This is a genomic window from Nocardia sp. NPDC051570 (assembly GCF_044454005.1).
Lineage (GTDB): Bacteria > Actinomycetota > Actinomycetes > Mycobacteriales > Mycobacteriaceae > Nocardia.
Window position 1 is genome coordinate 1 of sequence record NZ_JBITDI010000004.1, and the last position, 21,657, is coordinate 21,657.

The following is a 21,657-nucleotide window of genomic DNA, read 5'->3' on the forward strand; positions in this document are numbered from 1 at the left end:
AATCCACCGCCTTGCGGATACCTCATCCAACAGGTGTACTCCACCCAGCCCGCAACAGCGTCAAGCCCGGCGACATCACGAATTCAGTCTCTGTAACGGCAACGTTGAGATCGCGGTTGTAGGCCGTATCCCGGCGCATTTGACGGACGTGACGTGCGACGACGGTAGACACGATCATGACGTCGCGCTCGTCGCCTTGGAACTCGGCGGCAGAGCCGACCGTAATCTCATGTCGCTCAATCTGTTCTGCAGGGACTTGCTGGAGGAGCAAGTGTTGGATCAATCGGCGCTGTCCGCGGCTCCGTAGGGCAATCACACCGAGGGTTTTATCGGCGTATTCAGGATCAGCAAGGCAGGCTTTGATCGTCGCCACGATGTGGTGCGCCTCGGGCCGGTTGGCCATGTTTTCGTTGGTGCCTGTTGCCTCGCCGCCTTCAACCCGTTCAATGACAACAGGTTCGAGCCGTGAGGCGCCGTACTGCCGAAGCGGTGCGAGACGATTGCCATAGAACTGGTGGGATGGCCAATCGATGATCTCAGGCATGCACCGAAAATGCTCGGTGAGCGTGACGACATTGGGGAATGCGCAACCCAAAATATTGTAGAGATTTCCGTTGGGAAGCAGTTGGATGCGTATGTGCTCCTTGATGTTCGGGAAGTCCCCGCGCAATCGGTGGAGCACCTCGCCGAGGTTACGAGTGCTCGACTGCGGTGCGCATTGCTTGTCGTCGCCCACCACGATGATCCGCGGTGCGAGCCATAGCAGGAAGATTGAGCTCATCGCTGCCTGGCTGGCTTCGTCCACGATGACCACGTCGAACGAGTTCGGCTGTGGTTCTACCATTTCAGCCACTTTGGGTATCGGCATAACCCAGGCCAGGACGGAGTTCTTCGCGGCCTTCATGGCGTCCTTCGCAGCGCGTCGGTAGTCCGCTGTGTAGTCACCGCGTCCCGGACCTTGCTTCTGCGCAAGCACCTCGAAGGACTTCAGTGCCCGCCTGTCATCGGCAGTCATCGCGTTCAGGCAGTGGCCCCAGGCTTGCTCGGTGGCTAGGTCTGCCGTGACCTTGAGCAGGAGGGCTTTCGCCGCGACGAGGTCCGACTCTCGCTTGGCGATGAGCTCGGACTGGAATCTGGTGCGCAGGAACCGATCAGCCAGGCCCCAGGACCAAGCTTCGTCCATCTCCGCAATGCGCGTGTCCCAGCCAGAATCGACGCATGTTCGGGTCATGTCCTGCGCTAACTGCGGATGCGCTTCCGAGAATTTGTCCAGCAGATCCCGATAGCGGCGTTGCTGTGCGACAGAGCTCCGCGCCTGGGGGATGCCATCGTGTGCGACGCGGTAGGCGTCCAGGTCGCGGCTATGGAGGGCATCAAGCAGGACGGAGATCTCCGGCGCTGGGTCGGGTTGCTCGGCAAAGGTTTTCCACTGCGAGATCCACTCGTCGTAGGTTTCACGGACGGTATTGGCATGGTGCCGAGCTAGAGCACCGTCGACTGCTTCTGCGAATCCCTGCCACGCATCCGGTGTCAGGATCACCAAGACGCGATGTGTCGCAAGCCCTTCGCGAAGTTCCGTTGCTTTCTCGACGAGTTCGCGAAGGACACCCAGATGCTGCTCGGTTGCGCGCCGCTGACTGAGTCGCACGAGCTCGGCGTCGGACCATTCCGGTGGGCTGCTGACGTGCCCCCATACGCGATCCAGCGTCCGCATACCGGCGATCACGTCCAGGTATTCGACGATCGCGCGAGCTGCCTGTGGTGTTGTCGGCTCGGTGCCCTGGTACGTGAATGCCTGCCGCACATTGGTGGTCGCCTTGCCGAACTCGGTCGGGATTCTGAGAACCTTGATGCGCAGCGGCTCGCCCCGCTCGAGGCCCTCCTGCAGGCGGCGTGCTTGCTTGCGTAACGGTTCCACTGCCTGCCGGACGGCCGCCCACTCCTCTGGTGTTCGGGCTGTTCGTTGCAGATCGTGCAGTTCGGGCGCGCGATAGCGTCGTTCGAGGTCGGCAGCGATTCCGTCGTGCTTGAGTACGTCCGTCCAAGCGTCGGCATTCTGACCAGAGAGTATGTCGAGAACACCACGACCTATGGGAGGAAACCCTTGGGCTGCAACTTGATTCAGGTGGTCTACCAGTTCGATCACGCGCCACGCGATCTTGCGCCAGTTGTCCAGGCATTCGAACTCGACGGGTGCCAACCGCTCAATGAGCGGATTATCCACTGACGGGGCGGCTATCGCACGAACGGTTTCGGCGACGACATCAGGGGCCGGAATCTGCTGGGAATCCGGTAAGAACTGCTCGGCCCGGACTGGTCCCTCCGGATGCTCGCGCGAAAGCGTCAGCAGATCACGCATGTCCGGTATCGATAGTGGGCACAGCGCGGGAGCCGACGACGGAAGCGCCGGAAACCATGCAAAGGTCTCGGTGCGGTCAGCAACACGCTCGGCGATCTCGGCCAAGAGGCCGCCGTAACCTGGAGCGACTTCGGGGAACTCATCGTGTTCGCTGCGTAGAAGCTGGGCGAGTTCCTCTTCCAGCGCGGTCACTTTCCGCTGAACGACACGTCGCTGCTCGCTGAGCTGTTCGACAGTCTTCGCGATCTCAACGGCATCGGTTGGCGACAGACGTGCCTGCATATCCCGCACGCTGGCCTCGAGTCCATTCTCGCTGCCGCGTTTCGCGGCCATCGACACGCACAGCGGCTGCATCTTCTCCGGAAGCTTGTCACGCAACACCCGCAGCGGCTGTTCGCGCTGACTGACCACCAGCACGCGTAGCCCATCTGCGAGCATGGCCCCCAATAGGTTTGCGATGGTGTGGGTCTTTCCAGTGCCCGGCGGCCCCTGTACCACAGCGCCGCTGAAACGGCGGACCCGATCGAGAACTTTCCGCTGCTCGGCGTTCGTTTCCTTGTAGAAGAGTGGGTCGTCGCTCAACAGGTTGTCGGGCACCGCGCCCAGGGCCGCTAGCCAGGATCGTTGATGCGTTTCGTCTGGTGTGTGCAGCAGCTGGTACAAACCCAGCGGGACGACAGCGCGACCCGAGCGAAGCTGTTCGAGCATGCGCTCGAAGAAGGTCACGACGCCGGAACGGTCGCGTTGGCGGAATATCAGGGCTGGCGCCGCAGTGACAGAAGTGGCCTTCTCCTCTCGGGGTGGCGGCACTCTACTTGCACTGTATGCGGGCCCGTCGGGCAGCATCCGGTGAGTCCACTCGGCAAGCCATTTTGACGGTTCGTCGGGTGCGTGCGGGAGCAGATCCGACTCTGCGACTTCGTCCCGCAGCTCAGTCACCCGCTCCAGCTGATCACCGAAGACTCTGACCAGAAAGCGCCGATCCTCGAACTGCAGCGGCGAATTCGCATCAGCTCCAATCAGGATGGCCGAGGACTTCTTGTCCACTCGTGCCCAGCATCGTTTTGTCAGCAGGTGCCGGCGAACCACGCCCAACTTCGGATCGGTCCCGACGAACAGGCCTGAACAGAGGAGAAGTTCAAACTTGTCGTCTTCGGTGTCCAGGCTCTGGACCCGTTCGCGAAGCAGCTCGTACAACTTGTGATGATCCCGAACGGCTGCTACGCGATCGAGCCAGTCCTGGCGCAACGAAAGCGCGCGATCGTGAGTTGCCCGGCGCACGTTCCCGCTGTCCACTGCGGCGGCCAGACGCTCGGAGACATCGGCATTCGCAACATCAGCATCCGACCACACCTTTTCCTCAAGGCACTCCCGCAGCGGCTCAGGCACGGCCGGAGCTGACGGAATACGCTTGTAGGGCACACGAGCCAATGACCCATCGGCGGCTGGCGTATCTCGGAACTCCACACCTGCGGGAAATTCATTGAGCCACCAACAGTTCGGATAGCTCTTGACGTCCACTACATCGCGGCTACCGGCGACGGCGGTGTCGCGGGCGTACTCAACCAGCTTGATCGCATCCTGCCGAATAGACGCGTCGTCGGGCCTTGGTTGGCGGTCAGTGTCTTCCATGGTCGAACCCCCGCACGATCGAGCAACTTTGCAGTATGCGTTGCTGATCGTCGCGTCGTCAAGCGCCTTCGGCGCAATGAATGGCGAGAACATCCAAGCGTCGCACTGTCTTTGGTCGGTTAGTACCAGGTGCAATCGAGGTGCAGGAGTGGCTCAAGAGACCCACGAGACGCCGGCGGTACCAGCATCGGTTAACGCACCACCCCCACGATGTTGTAGGCGACTACGTCGGGACACGCCCATGAGCAACTACGTGATCGGATTCCTGCAACCGGACGTGTCCGGCGAGGCGTCGGGCGAAGACGAGACGCAGATCCACGCCCTTGCTGCCGAGCGCGGGTGGTCGGTGATCCTGGTGTATTACGGTGACCCGGACCGGCCGGGTGGTGCGGTGATCAACCGCCTGATGAACCTCGCGTACAGCGAGTACGCCAACATCGTGATCGCCCCGAGCGCAGACCATTTTGAGCCCGGCGACGTCCAGGCATTGGTCAAGATCACCGACGTGATCTGTGTGGACACCGGCACCAGGTACGACACCGCCACTGATGACGGACAAGACGAGGCCGGGCTGGTCAACCGGCGATAGCGTCACCCGCCGTCACGACCACATCCAGAGCGCCTCAGGGACAAGGCAATCGCCCCTAGGGCGCTCGCCCGCGTCGACACCAATCGTTATCGAACCGTTTCGCACCGCAATGTCGAAATCGGGCCCCTTCTCGGCAGTTAACAGGCGCACCCAGCCCACACGCCGAAATCCAGCGGCCCCGTGATCGACTCCGAACCTTGACCGCCCAGCACGGAATTGCATCAATTCCAGTCCCGTAATCGGATAAACGCGGGTGCCCCTGCCAGTACATGGATGACGCCATTCCAAACGCCGAACATCCTACAGGAGGCCCGATAGATCGCCCCGAACCCGGAAAACATGCCCCGAACGGCATCGAACCCGCCAAACCGCCTGCCCGCGACCGCGCCTACCAACGCTGGCACATCGACCGAATCGACACCGAACCCCTCACCACCATCCAACACGACCATGCCGTCACCCTCCTCGCCAACCTCATCACCGCATGGACCCACCGTCACCACACCAACAACGGCGAACGGAAAGCCGCATGAAGCGCCACAACCGAAATAACCGCCACACCAATACATTCAAAAGCCGATCGAGGGACAATGAACCCGGCGGCACACCGCACCGAATATCGAAATCCGGATGGCCACACATTGTTTCGGACATCCGAGTTTGCGAGAGACCTGTATCGATAGGAAGGACCGGCAGCATGGCAGGCACCAAGAAATCCTCGACTTCGCGTATCTCCACCGACACAGCCACGCGGGGACAGAACCTGCGGGTGGGGACTTACACTCGCCGCTCCACCACCGAGGACAATCAGCCCTACTCGATTGAAGCCCAGGACGCCCGCCTGGACTCCTACATCGCTTCCCAACCCGGCTGGCGGCACATGACGTCCTTTACCGACGACGCCTCCGGCGCGAGCACCGAACGGCCTGGCCTGCAACGCGCCTTGCAAGCCGCGCGTGCGGGACTCATCGATGTGCTCGTGGTCTACCGGGTCGACCGCTTCTCCCGCAACCTGCGCGACCTGGTCACTCTGCTCGACGAGCTGGACCGGGCCAGGGTCGTGTTCCGCTCCGCTACGGAACCATTCGACACTTCCACTCCGATGGGCCGCATGCTGGAGCTAAGGGGACTCGAACCGCTGACCCCCACGGAGAGGTTCATGAGACTCGACGGTCTTGCCAGCGAATCCATGTGAGGCACAAGTCCCGACCGTTACCACCGGAACAGCAACGACCACCACCATGCCATCGACTCCGGACCGTACCGAATTACACACGACCACAACAGCAATCGAGCATCCCATTCTGTTTTCAGAGCGGTTCGCGCGGTTCCGAGACCGCCGATCCCCGAAGCCTGCGAGCCACCGCCGTACCGATACTCGGGCCCAAACGGCCGACCATCAGGACGTCAAGTCGATCCGTGGCAACTCGTCGCCTCTCCCATCCGCGCGCGAACCGGCCCACAACAGCCCCGAAATCGGGGATGAGCAGGCAAAATTCGATCTGGTGGATCAACGCGACCAATGACTCGGCAAACCGTCTCGCCCCGGCAACGGCCATCGTCAACTCCGCATCGATCGCGAAAGCGTGGGGTTGATTGGGGTCGACCGGACCGACCTACACCGCCAATATCGCCCTACGCCCTGCGATGCACCACCGCACGATGTGCGCGGGTCCTGAAAGAAAGTTGGTGCGGCCGGCGTCCAAGGGGAACACGGCGTTATCCAGTTCATCGAGTGCTGTATGCGCGTCCTGCACTGTGATCAGTCGGACCAGGACCGGCAACGCGAACGTTCCCGGTGACCGCGCTACGGCGACTCATCGATGTCCCGCATCCGGCGCAACGGCGAGAACACCACAAACAGGCAGCATGCCCACGCACCGAGCCCGGCGACGACCAGCGTCGTACGGATGCCGATCGAGTCGCCGAGAACACCGCCGAGAATGGCGCCTATCGGCGCGGTTCCCCACGACATCCACCGCGACGCGGCGGTCACTCGGCCGAGCAAGGCGGGCGGACAAATCATCTGCCTGTAGCCGATGGCGGCCGAGTTGAACGGAGCCGAGCTGACCGCGAAGACCAGCGAGCCGATGGCCACCAGGTAGACACCCCACCAGCCGTGGGCGGCGGGCGCTAGCAGACCGCTCCAGCCCAGCACCAGGAACGGCAGCCAGATCATCCGCGCGGTGCCGATCCGCTCGGTCAGCCAGCCGGTGGTCAGCCCACCGAGCAGGCCGCCGAGTGCGCCGCCCAGCACAACGAGCCCGATCTGCCACGCCTGTGCATGCAGGTCTCGGACCAGGAAAATCATCTCCAGTGCGAGTCCCATCGCGACGAACAGGTTGCTGATCGCCGTACTGACCACGATCTTGCGCAGGATCGTGTGGGTGAGCAGGAATCGAAGGCCATCGAGGAGCTCGTTGCGTAGGTTCTGCGGCGGCGCGACCTCGGGCGCCTGCGGTTCGGCGTCGGGTGCTCGGATCGCCAGCAGGGACAGTGCCGAAGCGGCGAACGAGACTGCGTCCGCGATGATGGCGAACGTTGCACCGATGGCGGAAATCAGCAGGCCGGCCAGCGACGGCCCGGCCAGCTTCGCGACGGACCCGGCCGTTGAGAGCTTGCCGTTGGCATCCATCAGGCGGTCTGTATCCACAAGGGACGGCACATAACTGGGATAGGCCACGTCGAACAGCGCCGACAGCACGCTCGACAGCACGGTGACTGCGTACAGTAGCGGTAAGTTGAGCACACCCGTCAGAGCCGCGACGGGAACCAGTGCGATGACAATCATCCGGCCGATATCACACCAGGCGAGCAATCGCCGCCTGGACGCCACGCGGTCGACCAGCGATCCGAACGGCAGCATCGCCAGTAGATAGCCTGACCAGGTCGCCGCCGTCAGAGTGGCGGCCTCGAACGCGTTCGCCCCGAGCTGGATCACCGCCACCAGAGGTAATGCCAGACTGGATACGCTAGCGCCCAGCTCGCTGATCGTCTGACCGGCCCACAGCAGCCGGAAGTCCCGATGCCGCCACAGTGACCGCTTCTCCGCAGGTGCGATGTCCGTCTCCGACATCAGCGATGTACCCCCGCCAGCCGACGTCGGTAGCTGGCGAATCGCGCACTGAGCACCTTATCCACCTGTGCGTCGTCGAATTCGCCTACCGGCAGTGCGCCCGCATCGATCTCGACCTCGGACAGCCACCAGTCCGTGCCGTCGAACAACATGTCGATGCTGAAGTACGCCAATCCGGTGCGGCGGAACAGTTCCCGCGCCGCGGCCATGATGAACTCCGGCGGCGTGCCGAGCTTCGTGGTGAACCCGGTGCGGTAGTTCAACGGCTCGTCGGGCATCGCGGAGCGCTCCACGAACGCCAGGACCCGGCCGTCCACGCAGTATGCCCGCGCGTCGATCAGCGGCTCGGGTAACCGGTGCTGGATGACGAAGGGCTGGTCGTACCCGGCTGCCAGGCTCAGCACCTGCTCCAGTTGCGGGCGGGTGTCGACGAAGCAAACGCCCATCCCGGCGTACCAGCTCGCCGGCCTGACCACGAGTGGGAAACCCAGCTCCATCGCGGCCTCCACGACCCCTGTGCCATCCAGGTGATGGTTGGGGATGACCCGCAGGGTCGGCAGCGAGTGCAGGCCCAGGTCGGCGAGGGAGTTCAGGGTGGCGAACTTCTCACTGCTCAGCAGCAGCCAGTGCACCGGGGTCGCCAGGTGGTAGCCCGCGGTCTCCAGGCACAGCAGTGTCGAGATGCACCCCCACAGGTCCGGCAGCGAACGGGGGTCGAGACCGAGGTCGGTGACCAGGATGCAGGAGTCCCTGTGGATCTCCTCGGCGTCGATCATGAGTCGGATCTTGCCGTCCTCGTCCTTCCACAACACCAGATCTTGTGGCGCCTTCAGCAGGAAGCGGAACCCCGCACGCTCGGCTACCGACCGCCGGTAACTCCAGTAGTGCTCCTCGGCGTACTTGTTCTTACCCGCGGTGTCGCGGTCGGGATAGAGCCACAGCAACGTGGCGTCCGGCATGGCGGGATCTCTCTTCTTCGATACTGGCAAGGGCATGGCCGTGGCTCAGGCCGGTAGGACGTCGAGCAGGTGGTCGAACAGGTTGGCGTCCAGGACCAGGGAGGCCAGCCAGGACAGCCTGTCCCCGTCCGGACCAGCGGGGTTGGCGAGTTCGGCCAGCGCCACCACGTACAGATGGTTGCCCGCCTCGGTGATGTACAGGCCGAAATCTTCCAGCGTCGACAGCTGGCCCCGACCACCGGCCGCGTGGTAGCCCTCGTGGATGGCGCGGGCGATGGCGGCGTCACGCTGCGGTGTCCACCAGCGCGACCAGTGCATGATGACCGACGCGAGTTCGCGGCTGGGAGTGGCCGCACCCGCGTTCTCCCAGTCGAGCACGACCAGATCGGACGAATCCCCGCGCACCAGAATGTTTGCCGGTTTGATATCGCGGTGACACGAGATCAGATCGGTCATCGGTGGACGCGGGATTTCGCCGAGCGCGCCGAGACGAGCAGCTGCGGCGCGCAGCATGTCAGCACACTGTGGACTGACCGCCGAGAACCTGTCCACCAGATCCGACCACTGCACGGCGGTCGGCAACTCGTTGTACCAGGCCGGAAAGGCGACCCGGTATGGCGCATCGATCTTGTGTAACCGGGCCAGCAGTGCGCCGACACGAGTGGCGACCTCTGAGGGTCGTGCCGGGTGTTCGCCCTCGAGCCAGGCCGCGACCCGGACATGACCCTGGTCGACGGCCAGCACTGAGCTGCCGGTGCTGGTCAGCAACGGGATCGACCTGGTGATCGAGGTGGCGCGCGTGAGCAGGGCCATCTCGTTGTCCAGCAGGTCGGGATCGGGCGGCTCGTGCAGCAGTTTCACCGCCCAGGAACCGATTTCGGTGACAAGCCGCCAGACCTGGCCCATCGACCCGCGCCCCGCCAATGTCAGCTCTAGTACCCGCGCGCCGATCGGGTACTCATGCATGACCGCGTGCAACTGCCGCTTCGTGTCGATCCCTGTCATGAGCGGATTTCGGCACCGTTCAGCACATAGTCGGCTAGCGGGGTGTAGAGGTGCGGTGCGACGGAGTCGTCCAATGGCACGACGACCTCGATCCGGCCCTCCGCTTCGGCCACGAACAGTGCGGGGTCGTTGCAGTCGGCAAACCCGACGACCGGCAGTCCGGCTTCGGCCGCCGCACCCGCCCAGCCATGGTCGGCCACCACCAGGTCCGGCCGGGGAACGTCCGCCTTCAGCAGCAGGCTCATCAGGTCCGGTCGGTGGGTGTGCTCCAGGTTGCCGTCGCAGGCAGACATCGCGACGCCCGCCAGGTAGCGGATGTCGCGCCGCATGCCATCCGCACGCACGTATCCGAGACCTGCACCGATCCGCAGCACCTCGCAGCCGCGCGCCTTCAACGCGGCGGCCAGGTCGATGTGCATGGCGAGCAGTCCGACAGGGTGGCCGGTGGCGAACAGCACCCGTTCGCGCCGCTGCACTGCTCGGCCGAGCCGGTCACCCAGGCGCCCCAACGCGGCAACGGTCAGCATCGGGTCAATCGTGTCCTGGCCTGTCGTGTACCGGATGTCGGCGTTGACGCCAACCTTCTCGACCATCACCTCCAACACCGACGGCACGGTCCAGTGCGGGGCGCGGGTCAGCCCGAACGAATCGTCCAGTCCGTCGTCGAGCATGCCGGCGATGTTCGCTAGGTTGCTCTCCCGAGGTGTGGCCACCTCACCCGCTATCGCATTCGCGGCAAGGTAGTCGGCCAGGGTTGGCATTACGGGGATCCCCTCTGTTGTCGTCACAGTGGAAGGCGGAAGTCGATCAAGAACTCCGGGCCGCCGCGATCGGCGCGCAGCAGTCCGTTGAATCGAGCCCACCATGCGCGATTGCGCTCATACCAGTCCACCGTCCGGCCCAGTCCCTCGTCGAGCCCGACGGTCGGCCGCCAGTCCAGCACGGTCCGGAGCCGGTCGGCGGTGGCGACGAGACTAGGACCGCGACCGTCATGGTCGACGGCGTCGACCGTGCTGTAGCTGCACGTCGGGATCCTGACCGCGATGCCGTCGGCGACTTCCTCCAACGTCACGCCGTGGCCCGCCGCGATGTTGTAGCACCCACTCCACCCACCGTGTTCCACCAGGCCGAGGATCGCCGCGGCGGCGTCTGTGATGTAGAGGAAGTCACGCAACCGTCCGGTGGTCACCTGCGACTTCATCCCGGAGTGCGCTTGCGAGATGATGCGCGGCACGATGCGGTCCGGGGACTGCCACGGCCCGTACAGGTTCGTCAAACGCACCACGGTGGCCCGCACAGCACGGTCGCGCCGGTAGGTGTCGACCAGGTCCTCACAGAGGATCTTCGACTCGGCGTACGGCGACAGCGGCAGCCGTGGTGCGGTTTCGTCGAACCGCTCGCCGTCATTGCCCCCGTACACCTCGATGGAAGAAGTGAATAGGACCGGCGTCCCGTACCGCGCCGCCGCATCCAGCACCGTCCGCTGCACGGACACGTTGTTGGCGATCACCTGGTCACCGAAGTGCAACGAGTAATCGACGTGTGCGAGCGCCGCGAGGTTGACGATCACGTCCAGGTCCGCGAAAGCGTCGAGCTGACCAGCCGCCAGGTCGGTGGCCAGCAGCGTGACCTGCGGCCCCAACCCGCTGTGCGCGTACCGTCCCAGCCGGTCCGCCTGGTCCAGCAGCACCACTTGGTGTCCTGCCGCCACCGCGGCCTGTGCCAGGTTGATGCCGACGAATCCGGCGCCGCCGGCGATCCCCAGTCGACGCGGCATCACTGCTCGCCGCCCTTTCGGATATCGAACAACCCCAGTTCCGCCATGGCACAGGCGAAGTCCGGTCGGTCGTCGGTCAGCCAATCCGGGTCGTAGTAAGGGAATTCCTGCGCGTTGTAGCGGTGCCCCGCGCGCAGGAACAGGTCGATGTAGTCGCGGGTGTCCGTCCGCTGCGGCTCGGTCTCGGGCACGGCGGCGTAAGAGACGCTCCACTGCGCGCGCAGGCTGCCGAACAGCGCCGCGTGCCAGATGTGGACGTCGAACACGACAATGTCACCGGGATCGGTCGCCACTGTGACCCCGGGCCACCACTTGGCCTCGGCGGCCTCGTCCAACGGCGAGCCCTCCGGGATCACCTTCCGGAAACGCGCGAGCCGGTCGGAGAATGCGAGTTCGTGCGAGCCGGGGATGAACCGCAGCGCACCGGACTCAGCTGCGACGGGGCTCAGGTAGGCCGCCACCTTGATCGCGCGCAGCTCTGGAGCGGCCGCGTCCCGGTGCCAGCCTGTCGCGTCGCTATAGAGCACGCCTTTCGCAGGCTTGGGCATCACGTCGGCGCCGAGCAGCTCGCGTGCGAGAGACCGCAGCAGGTCCCCCGAGGTCAGCGCACGGCTGACCGGGCTCCACTTCCCCATCAACGGCAGATAGAAGCCTTCGTAGCCGCTGACCACTTCGGGTTTGTCGGTCGGCAGCCGGTAGTTGCGGGCCAGTCCGTCGCGGACCTCGACCTCCAGGTCAGCGACGACACCCGCGTCGAGGAAACCCGGCAACTCGAGGAAGCCGAACTCGCGGAAGAACTCCAGCTGCCTGTGATCGAGGGCAACAGCGGTACGCATGGAGCCGCCTCCATTCCCGTCAGCGTGGTTGTCGGATCGGTTCATCGCAGTAGCCCCCGGTAGGCCGCCCAGCCCGCATCCACGTCCGCGTCGAGCTGGCGCAGCCGCGCGGTGACGACCTGGTCGAAGGCATCCAGGTAGAATTCGTCGCCCTTGACTGGTTCGACCGTCCTGGTCGGGTCGGCGAGGTACTCCGAAACGATCTCCTCCAGCCCGAGCGTCGGCGACACTCGGCCGATCACGTACCGCAGCGCGCCCGGCAGACCAGGAAAAGCCGCCTCGCGGTAGAGGTAGACATCGCCACGCAGATCCACCACCACCGACGCCTGCGGATAGCCTCGGCCTCGCATCAACTCTGGCGAGGAATAAGGCAGCGTTGTCGAGCCGCCCCGGCGGATGGTCTGCAACGCGTACCCGTAGTCGATGTGCAAGGTTGGGGTCAGCTCGTCGGCCCGGCCCTCCAGCGCGCACAACGCGCCGAGCAGTTCCTGGCGCTCGGACTCGGGCAGCCGTCCGCTGTCACGTCCGCTGTAGTCCTCACGCAGGGTGAGATAGTCGATCGGCCGGTTCGGCGCGGCCTCGTTGATCTTGGCGATGTAGTCGATCAGCCGGGGCAGCCGCTCTGCCCGGCCGGGCAGCACAACGTAGTTCATACCGACCCGCAGACGTGCGCCACGGTCCTCGCGGAGTTGGAGGAACCGGGCCACGTTGGCTTGTACCCGGCCGAACGCTCCGGTGCGCCGGGTAGTCGCGGCGTACTCCTGTTCGTCCAGCCCGTACAGCGAGATCCGGATCGCGCCGAGGTCCCACAGGCCTGGCTGCCTGGTAAGGGTCTGCGGCGTGAGCGCAAACCCGTTCGAGTAGCAGACCGGTTCGAAACCACGCGCCGCTGCCCGCTGAACCAGTCCGCCCAGGGTCGGATTGGTCAACGGCTCGAGACCACCGGAGATGTAGAACGTGGCCGGATCGTCCGTGGGCGCCTCCTCGATCACTTTGCCGAGAAGTTCCTCGCCGGTGGTGATCTCGGCTGCGTCGTAGCGCTCGCCCTCGATCCGAGCACAGAAGGTGCAGTGGAACATGCAGACAGGCCCGGGATACAGCCCGACCCGATACGGATGACGGGGCTTGCCCGCCAGCACGGCGTCGAAGACCCCGGCCGACTCCATCGGCAATAGGGTGTTGCGCCAGTACTTTGCCGACTGCCCGGACAGCAGTGGAACGCTCAGGTCGGGCACCTGCTGGAACACCTGGATCAGCGACGTGAAGGACTCATGGTCCCGGCCGAGTCGCGCCCGCAGGTCCTCCAACGGCGTGAACGGGGCGTCGGCCATCCGCGTCGCGATCAGGGCCAGCTCGCGTGATAGTGCCGCCACGCCATCCCAATCGCCCGCGTGAGCGATGAGTCCGGACCGTTCGAGGGCACCCGCGACTCTCGTGCGGACCACCGCCGCAACACGATCGACCACGTCGGCGCCGCCGGGGTCCATCGTGGTCAGGGTGTGCTCGATGTCGGCTGTCAACGCATTCTCGAAGGCCCAGGTCCCGTCGAGAATGTGTCGGCAGTTTTCGGCAGCCAAGGGGGACGAGTCACCCGCCGGTGCGAGGAATGCGGTGAGCGCACGCACCAGCGTGCCGGGTTGGTCATCGCCGAGAGCGGTCGGTTCACCACCGGCTCGGGTCAGCGTCGCCTTGTCGGAGTCCCAGTTCACTTCGACTTCGTCGGTGTTGACATACACCCGGCGGTGGCGCTCGGTGGAGTTCCGCAGCACCTCACAGGTGACGCGAACCCCTGCGTAGCTGAACTCGGCCTCGAACCCGTCCTCGTCGGCACGCTGGGAGAGACTGATCCCGACGGGATCGGAAGCTCCCAAGAGGACAGTCAGGATGCTGAGCACGTGCGGCATCAGATCCCGCACCGCCGTGACGCTCAGATCGGTCGTGCGCCTCTCCGTGCCGTAGCTGACCGAGCGCTGCTCGCGCCAGACGATGTGCAGCCCCTTCACCTCGCTGAGCAGCCGACTGAGTTCCAACGCCCATGATGCGAGCAGGAATTCGTGATCGATCGCCAGCAGTGTGCCCATGCGATCGGCCAGGTCCAGCAGGGTCCGCTCGTCATCGGGATGTGCCGCGAACGGCTTCTCCACCAACACCGGCAGGTGTCCGCGCAGCACAGTGATCGCGGCATCGGCGTGCTTCGATGGCCGGGTCGCGATGATGCCCGCGTCGAACCTGGCCAGGTCGACAGGGATCTCCCGGACGACCTGAAGCCCGTCCCTGCCCTCGGCCCACTGCCGACACCTGTCGAGATTGTGCTCGGTGACCAGAGTGATCCGCTCGGCCAGGCGCTGGCCGAGCACCGTGGCGGCGATGATCCGGCCCCAGCGCCCGCCACCTACCAACAGGACGTTTTTCATTCGGCGCCCGAATCGGTCGCGTATTCCGGGGTGGACATGCCGCCGAGCCGGTAGCGCAGGGTCGGCAGGCCGGTGCAGCCGACCGGGATCTCCAATAGGTCGACCTGTTCGAGCAGGATGTCGTCCTCGCCATGCCGGGCCTGGATCTCGGTGTCTGTGCGCGGGCGGCTGAAGGCCAGCAGGGGTAACACGGTGCGGTCGAACAGCCACTCCCCCAGGTCGACCATGCCGGTGAGACCGGTGACGCCATCGATCACCGCGCTGTCGCGCACGACCGGGCCGTCGGCGTCCATCACTCCAATGCCACGCAGCTCGCCCAGCCGTGATCGAGCCGCTTCGGACGGCGCGAGCCATGGGAACCGGTCCACCGTGATCGGCAAGCCGTCCGGGCCGACCAGCGTCCGCCAGGAATGCACCAGTGGGTGGCCGGCACCGGCCAGCTCCAACAGGCTGGACAGGTGGTTGGCCTCCCACTCGTTGTCGTCGTCGAGGAAGGCCACATAGTCGCCGGTGCACCGGGACACGGCCAGATCGCGCAGGGCCGCGATCCGCTCGAACGGGCCGTCGGGCAGCACTTCGATGGACGCCAACCGGATCACGCCGCAGGGCACGTCGGCCACGGCGGGGGGCGTGCGCTCCCCGTCCACCCACACTGTGATCCGGATCCGCGCGTCCACATCCTGTTTCAGCGCGCTCGCCAGTGCCTGGCCGAGTGTGTCGCGCTCGCCCCGGGTGATCACGACAACGTCGATCACCGGTTGCTCGGTGGTCCCGCCGTCCAGCGTGACCGTCGTGCCCGCTCGGTGTGCTCGGAGCACGGTGGCGAGGTGTCGCAGGGTGGGTTCGTCGGCGAGGAACGCCTGATGTGGAACGACGACGTAGTTCTGGTGCCAGGCACGGGAATGCGGCAGATCCATTTCCGGTGTGCGCAGCGCGGCGAACTGCTTGATGGTCTCCGGCAGGTACAGCGGCCCTTCGGGCATCGGGTTGTAAACGGTGGACAGTACGAGACCGGTTTCTCTTGCGACGGCGGCAAGAACGTCGGCCGGCGTGCCCGCACCGTCGGGGATACGCATCGCGATGCCGTAGAACGTGCCACCGGCCACGGCGACTTCGTCCGCGACGAGGTCCCAGCCGCTGCCCTCGAGGCCCGCGATCAGCACCTTGGCGCCGGCAGCACGACGGTCGGCCTGGTCGGCGAACCGCGCCAACTGGTCGACCAGCAGCGCGGCACTGCACTCCGGCGGTGAGTGATTGGCGCCGTGCAGGAGATTCGCGGGTTCGAGTTCGGTGCACTCGGTCGGCAGATCACGATCAGCCCGTCGACGCGAGTCCATCACCAGTGACTCCAGCCGTCGCAGGGTGTACTCGTAGTCGGTCAGGACCGCACCGCCCTCACCACTGGTGATGATCTTGGATGCTTGCAAGCTCATGATGGAGATGTCGCCGAGCGAGCCGATCCGGCGGCCGTCTGCGGTCTGCCCGAACTGGGTGTGCGACGCATCCTCGATGATCGGCACACCGGGGAATCGGGCCCTGGCCGCATCGATGTCGAAATACTGCGCGTAGAGATGGATGCCGAGGATCGCGGACGGCGCCACCGCCAGGGTCGACGGGTCGCCGCACGGCGATTGCGGTGTGGCGTCGAAGAAGACCGGCGTCGCACCGACCCGCAGCACCGAAGTGGCGCAGGCGACCCAGGTGGAGGCCGTCATCGCGACGGTGTCACCGGTCCCGATGCCCAACGCGTGTAAGGCGGCGAGGATCGCGGTCGATCCGCTCGTAGTCAGCAGACAGTGCCTGCGACCGGACATCCGCGCCACGGTCTGTGCCGCGCTTATGGTTTGCGATGGCCACCGGCTCTTGTTGCCGCTGACCGCCAGCCTGCCGCTCATCAGCGCGCGGGCCACGGCTCGCTCGGAGCGCTGGTCGAGTTCCGGCCATTTCGGCCAGGCGATGGGGCGCCGCTCGGCCGGTGCCGATGACTGACTCACGTGTGCTATCTCCTTCGTCCGATACCAGCGGACATCCCTGGTCGTTCCGGTCAGGCAATCGGTTTACTCACGAATCCGGCACACGACGCCACCGTGAGCGGCACGATGTGCTGGGCGTAGGGCGGGTAGGCGACCTCGTCGAAGTCGACGTACCGGTTGCGGTAGCACCAGTTGCACTCCTCGAACGAGGTGATCCCGCCGTGCTGCCAATTCCGATGCTCGGTACGCAATCGCTGGTAGCGCGGACCGTTCCAGACATCGGCGAACGACTCGGTGGTCAGGTCACCGATCAGGTACTCCTGGCCTGGTACGCCGATAAGGTGATCGCAGAACCCGACCTGGCCGCGATAGTTGACGTAGCAGTACATCCAGGGGTGCGTACATGTCTTGGCCGCGTGCTCGGGCTCGGCCCACATTTCGTCGAGCGCGGCGTTGATCCGGATGTCGACGTCTTGCTGCACACCGATCACCGCGGCCTCGCCCAGTGCGGCACGCATCTCGTCGAGGTGGAACTTGAGATTGCCCGGATCCTGATCGTCAGTGGAGAGCGGGTTGAGGTGCACCGCGATGCCCAACTCTGCGGCCAGTGCGACGATCTGCTTGAGCTCCCCGATGCCCTGTTGCTGCACCACGACATTCAGGTTCACCCGGTCCAGACCGACACCGCTCACGCTGGCCTCGTCGGCGATGATGTCCAAGTTGTCCAGAATGGATCGCAGCTTGGCACCCGGCCGCAGCACCGCCAGCGTCTCCTCGGTCGCCGCGTCGAACGACACCGAGAGGAACGCCTTGTTGCGCACCAGCTTGCGCCACAACTGCTCGTTGGGCACCGTCAGGTTGGTGACCAGCCGGGGTGTGCAACCGTAGTCCAACGTCTTGTCCAGGTACTCCGGGAATCTGCGCAGGATCGTGCTCTCGCCCCAGCCGCGCAGGTCCACGATCTCAGCGGTCGGGAATAGCTCCCGCGCCAGCCGGTCGAACAGCTCCGGGGCCATGTTCTTGGTTCGGTCGAACGGACCGTTGGATCGGCACATCGGACAGGACAGGTTGCAATTCTCGGTCAGTTCCACGAACAGCACACGGGGCATGCTGCTCAGGTCGACCGCCCCCGCCTCGAACTCGGCGATATTGCGCTCGCGATTGGCGGCCCGTCGAGCTGCCCAGTCGGTACCGACTTCGGTGCTGGTCATAGCGCTCCTTGCAGATTCCGGTGGACACACGATGGGTTCGGTCGATCGTCATGGCAGCCGGGTGGTCGGCCAGTCGATCGCAGTGACCTCGTATGCACGTGCACCGGTAGCGGCTTTCTCTCGCAGGGACAGTCGGAACTGGTGCAGTTCGCGGCGCAGCTTCACCGTGAACTCCCAGAACGGTCGGTCGTGGCGGTCGAGGGCGGCGGCCAGTGACTGGTCCGGTTCGGCCGCGGGCCTGGCCGACACGTCGGACAGCAGGAATACCCTTGTGCTGCAACGCAGTAGCTCTTCGAGGATCCGGCACAAGGTCCGTTCCGGCAGCAGACGCCAATAGTCTGTGATGACCGCCGCGTCGAAGTGACCCGCCTCGAAAGGCAGCCGGGTGCCGAACAACCTCAGCCCGGCCAGCGGCGACACCGCGGACTCCGGCGCCGGCTGGTCGGTGGGCCAGCCTTCTGCCGTACCCAGGACCAAGACTCGTTGCGCTGCACGCAGGTCGTCGATAACCCCTGGCAGCGCACCGATGCCGGCAAGGTCGACGGCTTTCGGGTCGAGGCGCTCACCGAACGACTCCAGCTCCGGAACCAGATCGCGCGCGTTGACGATGTCGAAGCTGCACACCGCCTCCACGTCGGGGAACGGATGACGACGCAGCAGGAGTAGGTCGTTGCGGCGATCCCGTTGCAGGTCGTCGTGGCGGTTGCGGGTGTGCGGCTGATGCATGGCCTTCGCCGCGGCCAGGAAGACCGTGGGAACGCCGTCCCGTTGCAGCCGCAGGCCGATCTCCAAGTCCTCGACGCCCTTGATCTCGAATTCCTCGAGAAATCCGCCGCACCTCTCGAACACCGAACGAGGAATGCTCACATTGTGCGTCCAGAAGAAAGCCCAGTCGGTCCGCCGCGGCTGATCCAGCAACTGCTCCAGCGGATCGGCGAACACGGGCGTTTCGGCGGCGCGGTTGAAGGCGCCCACCGGATCGTCCAGGTCCCAATCCGAGCCCAACCTCGCGTCCCAGATCGGCGGGGTCAGTTCCCGCCCGTAGACATAACCGCACGCGGCGATCGGATCGGCCTGTTGGGCGTCGAGGTGAGCCCGCAGGCAGTCCGGATGTGCCATGCAGTCCACATCGAGAAAGACCAGGAGGTCACCGGTCGCGTGCACGGCTCCGGTATTGCGCGCGGCGGAGACCCCCTTCGCGGTGTCGTGCCGCAGAAACCGGCTCGCGGCGAACTCGCCAAGGGCCGCTTCGGCTTTCAGATGCATGCCCGCGGGCGACCCGTCGTCGACCACTATCACCTCGAACCGGTCCGACGGCAACGACTGCACGGTCAGGCTCCGCAGCGTGCGAAGCAGTTCGACCTGCCGCCCGTGTACCGGGATGATCACCGACACCGAGCGCGGTCCCACCACATCCCACCGACTGTCCGCCATCAGATGACCCTCACCGATTCGCCCAGTTCGTCCGGTGCCACGATCTCGCAGGACACCACTACCCGGCCGGCGGCCACCTCCGTGGCCAGCAAAGCCGACACGGTCACCAATTGCTCGCGTGCCAGGGACCCGAAGTGCCGACGATCCTCGACCCGGTCCGGGTAGTCCGGGTGCAGGCCGATCCGGAAGTCGATCCGACACACACCGGCGTGATCGAACGAGGTGTCCCAGGCGATGACCGGCGAGGTGCACTCATAGGTCCGGTAGATCCCCGCCTCCCGCCGTGTGTTGTGCTCGCGAAAGACGAATGGCAACGCGTCGATCGCGTCCTTGATCTGCAACGTGGTCAGGTACGAGTCCTCGATTCCACCCGAGCTGGGAACCAACCTGATCGCATCACGCAGCCTGCCGCCGAACAGGTACCGGTCACGGCCGGTCACCTCGCACACACCGTCGATCTCCGCCAGGTCGCCAGTGCGGTACCGGAGTAGCGGCTGCCGCAGTGCGAACGGCGCGAGGTGGGTGAGCGTCAGTTCACCAACGCCTCGCTCGACCGGCGCCCCTCGCTCATCGGTCACCTCGACCAAAATCGTCCAATTGAAGTGGTAAGCAGCGCAGTGCCCGCAGCGCATCCCGTAGCTCTGGTAGAACTCGGTACAGCCGTACATGTCGACGATCTCGACCTGCCAATAGTCCTGCAGTTTCCGTCGCCACGTGGTCGACAGGTGGAATCCGCCGTGTAGCAGTGCCTGCACCGCCATCCGGTCCGGATCGACGCCCTGCTCAGACAGATAGGCCGTCAGCCCGAGAACGGTCGGGGTCTGCGACCGGATCGAGATGACCTTCTGGGTGTCGTTGTCGCGACCATTGTCCTGGAGTAGCTCGACCAGTTCCTGGTAATCCTGCTCGGACTGGAGGGGGAATGCGATTGTGGCGTGGTGATGCAATTCCGGAATCGGATCGGGGACACCGTGGGTCACGTCGACGGGGCGCACCGAAATCACACGGTACGACCGTGGCGTGTCCTTGTACTGCAATGATCGGACCGCGTTGAGATAGGCAGCCTCGCGCAGGTCGCTGTGCAGCACCTTGTGCCGATTGGTGGTGCCGCCCGAAAAGTAGTAGCAATCACTGCGGTATCCGGCCACCAGCAGACCGCCACCGGCCCAGTCCAGATTCCGATCGAAAGTGGGCACAGCCGCGAGGTGGCGCCAGTCCGGATCGCCCGCAGCGTCGAGCAGCTCGGAATAGTACGGGATCCGCGAGTACAGATGCTTCTTGCTATGTTCCCAAAGAATAGTGGTCCGTTCCATGGCAGGCAGGGCGGCGACCTGCTCGATATCCAGCCCCTCGTGTTCCCACAACAGAAGAGGATTGCGCCGTTCCGTATTCGACGACAGCCCGGAACCCGCTCCTACTGACAACATCCGACCCCCTTACTGCGTTTGCTCCGCATCAGTCATTCACCAAGACAAGTGGATTCGCTCAACGGTGTCCGTGTCGGCATCGGTGACAACAACGCTCTGCAGCATTCCGGTGCGCCCGATATTGATGACCCGTTCGGTGGACTTGCGGGCCATGGCGCCGACCACCCTGCCACCGAGCAAAAACACCGAAAGATCGCCGAACAGTCCGGTTTCGGCGTCGTACCGCACTTGCAGGCGCTCCTGGATGAGCCAGGACCCGGCGGACTCGACCGCCGCATCCACCGCCGCGGCCCAGTCCTGGTCCGTACAGAGCGCGCCGACCACGATCCCCTCGCCCCGGGTGAGGTTCGTCGGCTTCAGCACCGCGTGCTCGCGGGGGCGCCAAGCAAGCAGTTCCGCGGCGCAACGGCCGTCCACCTCGATCGAGGCGGGCCCCACGGGAACCACACTGTTTTCGGATACGTATGCGACGAACGACTTGTCCTCCACGAAGGTCATCGCGTCGAATGGGGAGAACGATGGCAAATCGCCGACCGTCGCGGCGACCGCCGCGGGTGCGAGTAGCAGTCGCAGCGGGTCGCTCTTCCAATACAGCCCTGTCGGCCGGAACCTGGCCAGTGCGGCGCCGTCGTCGCGCAGCGGGTCGGTGATGATCGCGTCACCGCCCAGCGCATCGATGCCGGCAACCAGGGTGTCCAGCTCGAAGGCGTAGTCCGAGCCCCAAGTGACGATGGCGACCCGCGGCCCCAGTTCGCGCAACAGGAATGAGGCGAATCGGTTGCGGGCGGGCGAGATTGAACGACCGAACGAGTCCGCGCCCATCTTCTCAGCTACCAACGGGGCGAACAGAAACCCACCCGGGCAGGCGGTGTTGAACTCCAGCACCCTTGGCTCGCCGCCACCGGTCCAGGCCAGGTCGAGCCGCATGATGGGGAGCTCGGCGTGTCGTGAGCCACGTCGCAGAG

At 65.0% G+C, this 21,657-nt stretch carries 16 protein-coding genes; 3 read left to right on the forward strand and 13 right to left on the reverse strand.

All coding sequences use genetic code 11. The features are described 5' to 3' along the window. Positions 1-22 precede the first annotated feature (22 nt). Positions 23-3,991: an AAA domain-containing protein gene (locus ACIA76_RS10245; RefSeq protein ID WP_397150749.1), complete on the reverse strand. Its 3,969-nt coding sequence runs from the start codon at positions 3,989-3,991 to the stop codon at positions 23-25. Positions 3,992-4,244: 253 nt separating this feature from the next. On the opposite strand from ACIA76_RS10245, the gene ACIA76_RS10250 reads away from it, so the two are divergent. From ACIA76_RS10250 to ACIA76_RS10260, 3 genes are all read left to right on the forward strand, one after another. Next, entirely contained in the window at positions 4,245-4,580 is a 336-nt protein-coding gene (locus tag ACIA76_RS10250; protein WP_397150751.1) for a hypothetical protein, read from the forward strand. A gap of 269 nt (positions 4,581-4,849) precedes the next feature. Further along, entirely contained in the window at positions 4,850-5,113 is a 264-nt protein-coding gene (locus tag ACIA76_RS10255) for a hypothetical protein (protein WP_397150753.1), read from the forward strand. Positions 5,114-5,277: 164 nt separating this feature from the next. Beyond that, on the forward strand, positions 5,278-5,775 hold the full coding sequence (locus ACIA76_RS10260; RefSeq protein WP_397150755.1) for a recombinase family protein: 498 nt from the start codon (positions 5,278-5,280) through the stop codon (positions 5,773-5,775). A 612-nt stretch (positions 5,776-6,387) separates the two neighbouring features. Here the strand turns inward: ACIA76_RS10260 and ACIA76_RS10265 are convergent. From ACIA76_RS10265 to ACIA76_RS10320, 12 genes are read right to left on the reverse strand one after another with little or no spacing between them, the layout of a single operon-like run. After that, complete coding sequence (locus ACIA76_RS10265) at positions 6,388-7,656, reverse strand: MFS transporter (protein ID WP_397150757.1); 1,269 nt, start codon at positions 7,654-7,656, stop codon at positions 6,388-6,390. After that, on the reverse strand, positions 7,656-8,615 hold the full coding sequence (locus ACIA76_RS10270) for a RimK family alpha-L-glutamate ligase (RefSeq protein WP_397150759.1): 960 nt from the start codon (positions 8,613-8,615) through the stop codon (positions 7,656-7,658). The genes ACIA76_RS10265 and ACIA76_RS10270 overlap by 1 nt, the downstream gene beginning before the upstream one ends. A gap of 45 nt (positions 8,616-8,660) precedes the next feature. Further along, positions 8,661-9,620 carry a phosphotransferase gene (locus ACIA76_RS10275; protein WP_397150761.1) on the reverse strand — a complete coding sequence of 320 codons (960 nt, stop codon included), beginning with the start codon at positions 9,618-9,620 and terminating at the stop codon, positions 8,661-8,663. Then, positions 9,617-10,381: a phosphatase gene (locus tag ACIA76_RS10280; protein WP_397150763.1), complete on the reverse strand. Its 765-nt coding sequence runs from the start codon at positions 10,379-10,381 to the stop codon at positions 9,617-9,619. The genes ACIA76_RS10275 and ACIA76_RS10280 overlap by 4 nt, the downstream gene beginning before the upstream one ends. Before the next feature lie 23 nt (positions 10,382-10,404). Continuing rightward, positions 10,405-11,397: an NAD-dependent epimerase/dehydratase family protein gene (locus tag ACIA76_RS10285; RefSeq protein WP_397150765.1), complete on the reverse strand. Its 993-nt coding sequence runs from the start codon at positions 11,395-11,397 to the stop codon at positions 10,405-10,407. Further along, positions 11,397-12,233: a phytanoyl-CoA dioxygenase family protein gene (locus ACIA76_RS10290; RefSeq protein ID WP_397150767.1), complete on the reverse strand. Its 837-nt coding sequence runs from the start codon at positions 12,231-12,233 to the stop codon at positions 11,397-11,399. The genes ACIA76_RS10285 and ACIA76_RS10290 overlap by 1 nt, the downstream gene beginning before the upstream one ends. 41 nt (positions 12,234-12,274) lie before the next feature. Further along, positions 12,275-14,647, reverse strand: a complete 2,373-nt coding sequence (gene desII, locus ACIA76_RS10295; protein WP_397150769.1) for a dTDP-4-amino-4,6-dideoxy-D-glucose ammonia-lyase — start codon at positions 14,645-14,647, stop codon at positions 12,275-12,277. Next, complete coding sequence (locus ACIA76_RS10300; RefSeq protein WP_397150771.1) at positions 14,644-16,641, reverse strand: DegT/DnrJ/EryC1/StrS family aminotransferase; 1,998 nt, start codon at positions 16,639-16,641, stop codon at positions 14,644-14,646. Before ACIA76_RS10300 ends, desII begins: the two co-directional genes overlap by 4 nt. Before the next feature lie 50 nt (positions 16,642-16,691). Further along, positions 16,692-17,831: an SPASM domain-containing protein gene (locus tag ACIA76_RS10305; protein ID WP_397150773.1), complete on the reverse strand. Its 1,140-nt coding sequence runs from the start codon at positions 17,829-17,831 to the stop codon at positions 16,692-16,694. A gap of 48 nt (positions 17,832-17,879) precedes the next feature. Continuing rightward, complete coding sequence (locus tag ACIA76_RS10310; protein ID WP_397150775.1) at positions 17,880-19,265, reverse strand: glycosyltransferase family 2 protein; 1,386 nt, start codon at positions 19,263-19,265, stop codon at positions 17,880-17,882. After that, entirely contained in the window at positions 19,265-20,692 is a 1,428-nt protein-coding gene (locus tag ACIA76_RS10315) for a hypothetical protein (RefSeq protein ID WP_397150777.1), read from the reverse strand. The genes ACIA76_RS10310 and ACIA76_RS10315 overlap by 1 nt, the downstream gene beginning before the upstream one ends. A gap of 36 nt (positions 20,693-20,728) precedes the next feature. Next, complete coding sequence (locus ACIA76_RS10320) at positions 20,729-21,619, reverse strand: hypothetical protein (protein WP_397150779.1); 891 nt, start codon at positions 21,617-21,619, stop codon at positions 20,729-20,731. Positions 21,620-21,657: the final 38 nt, after the last annotated feature.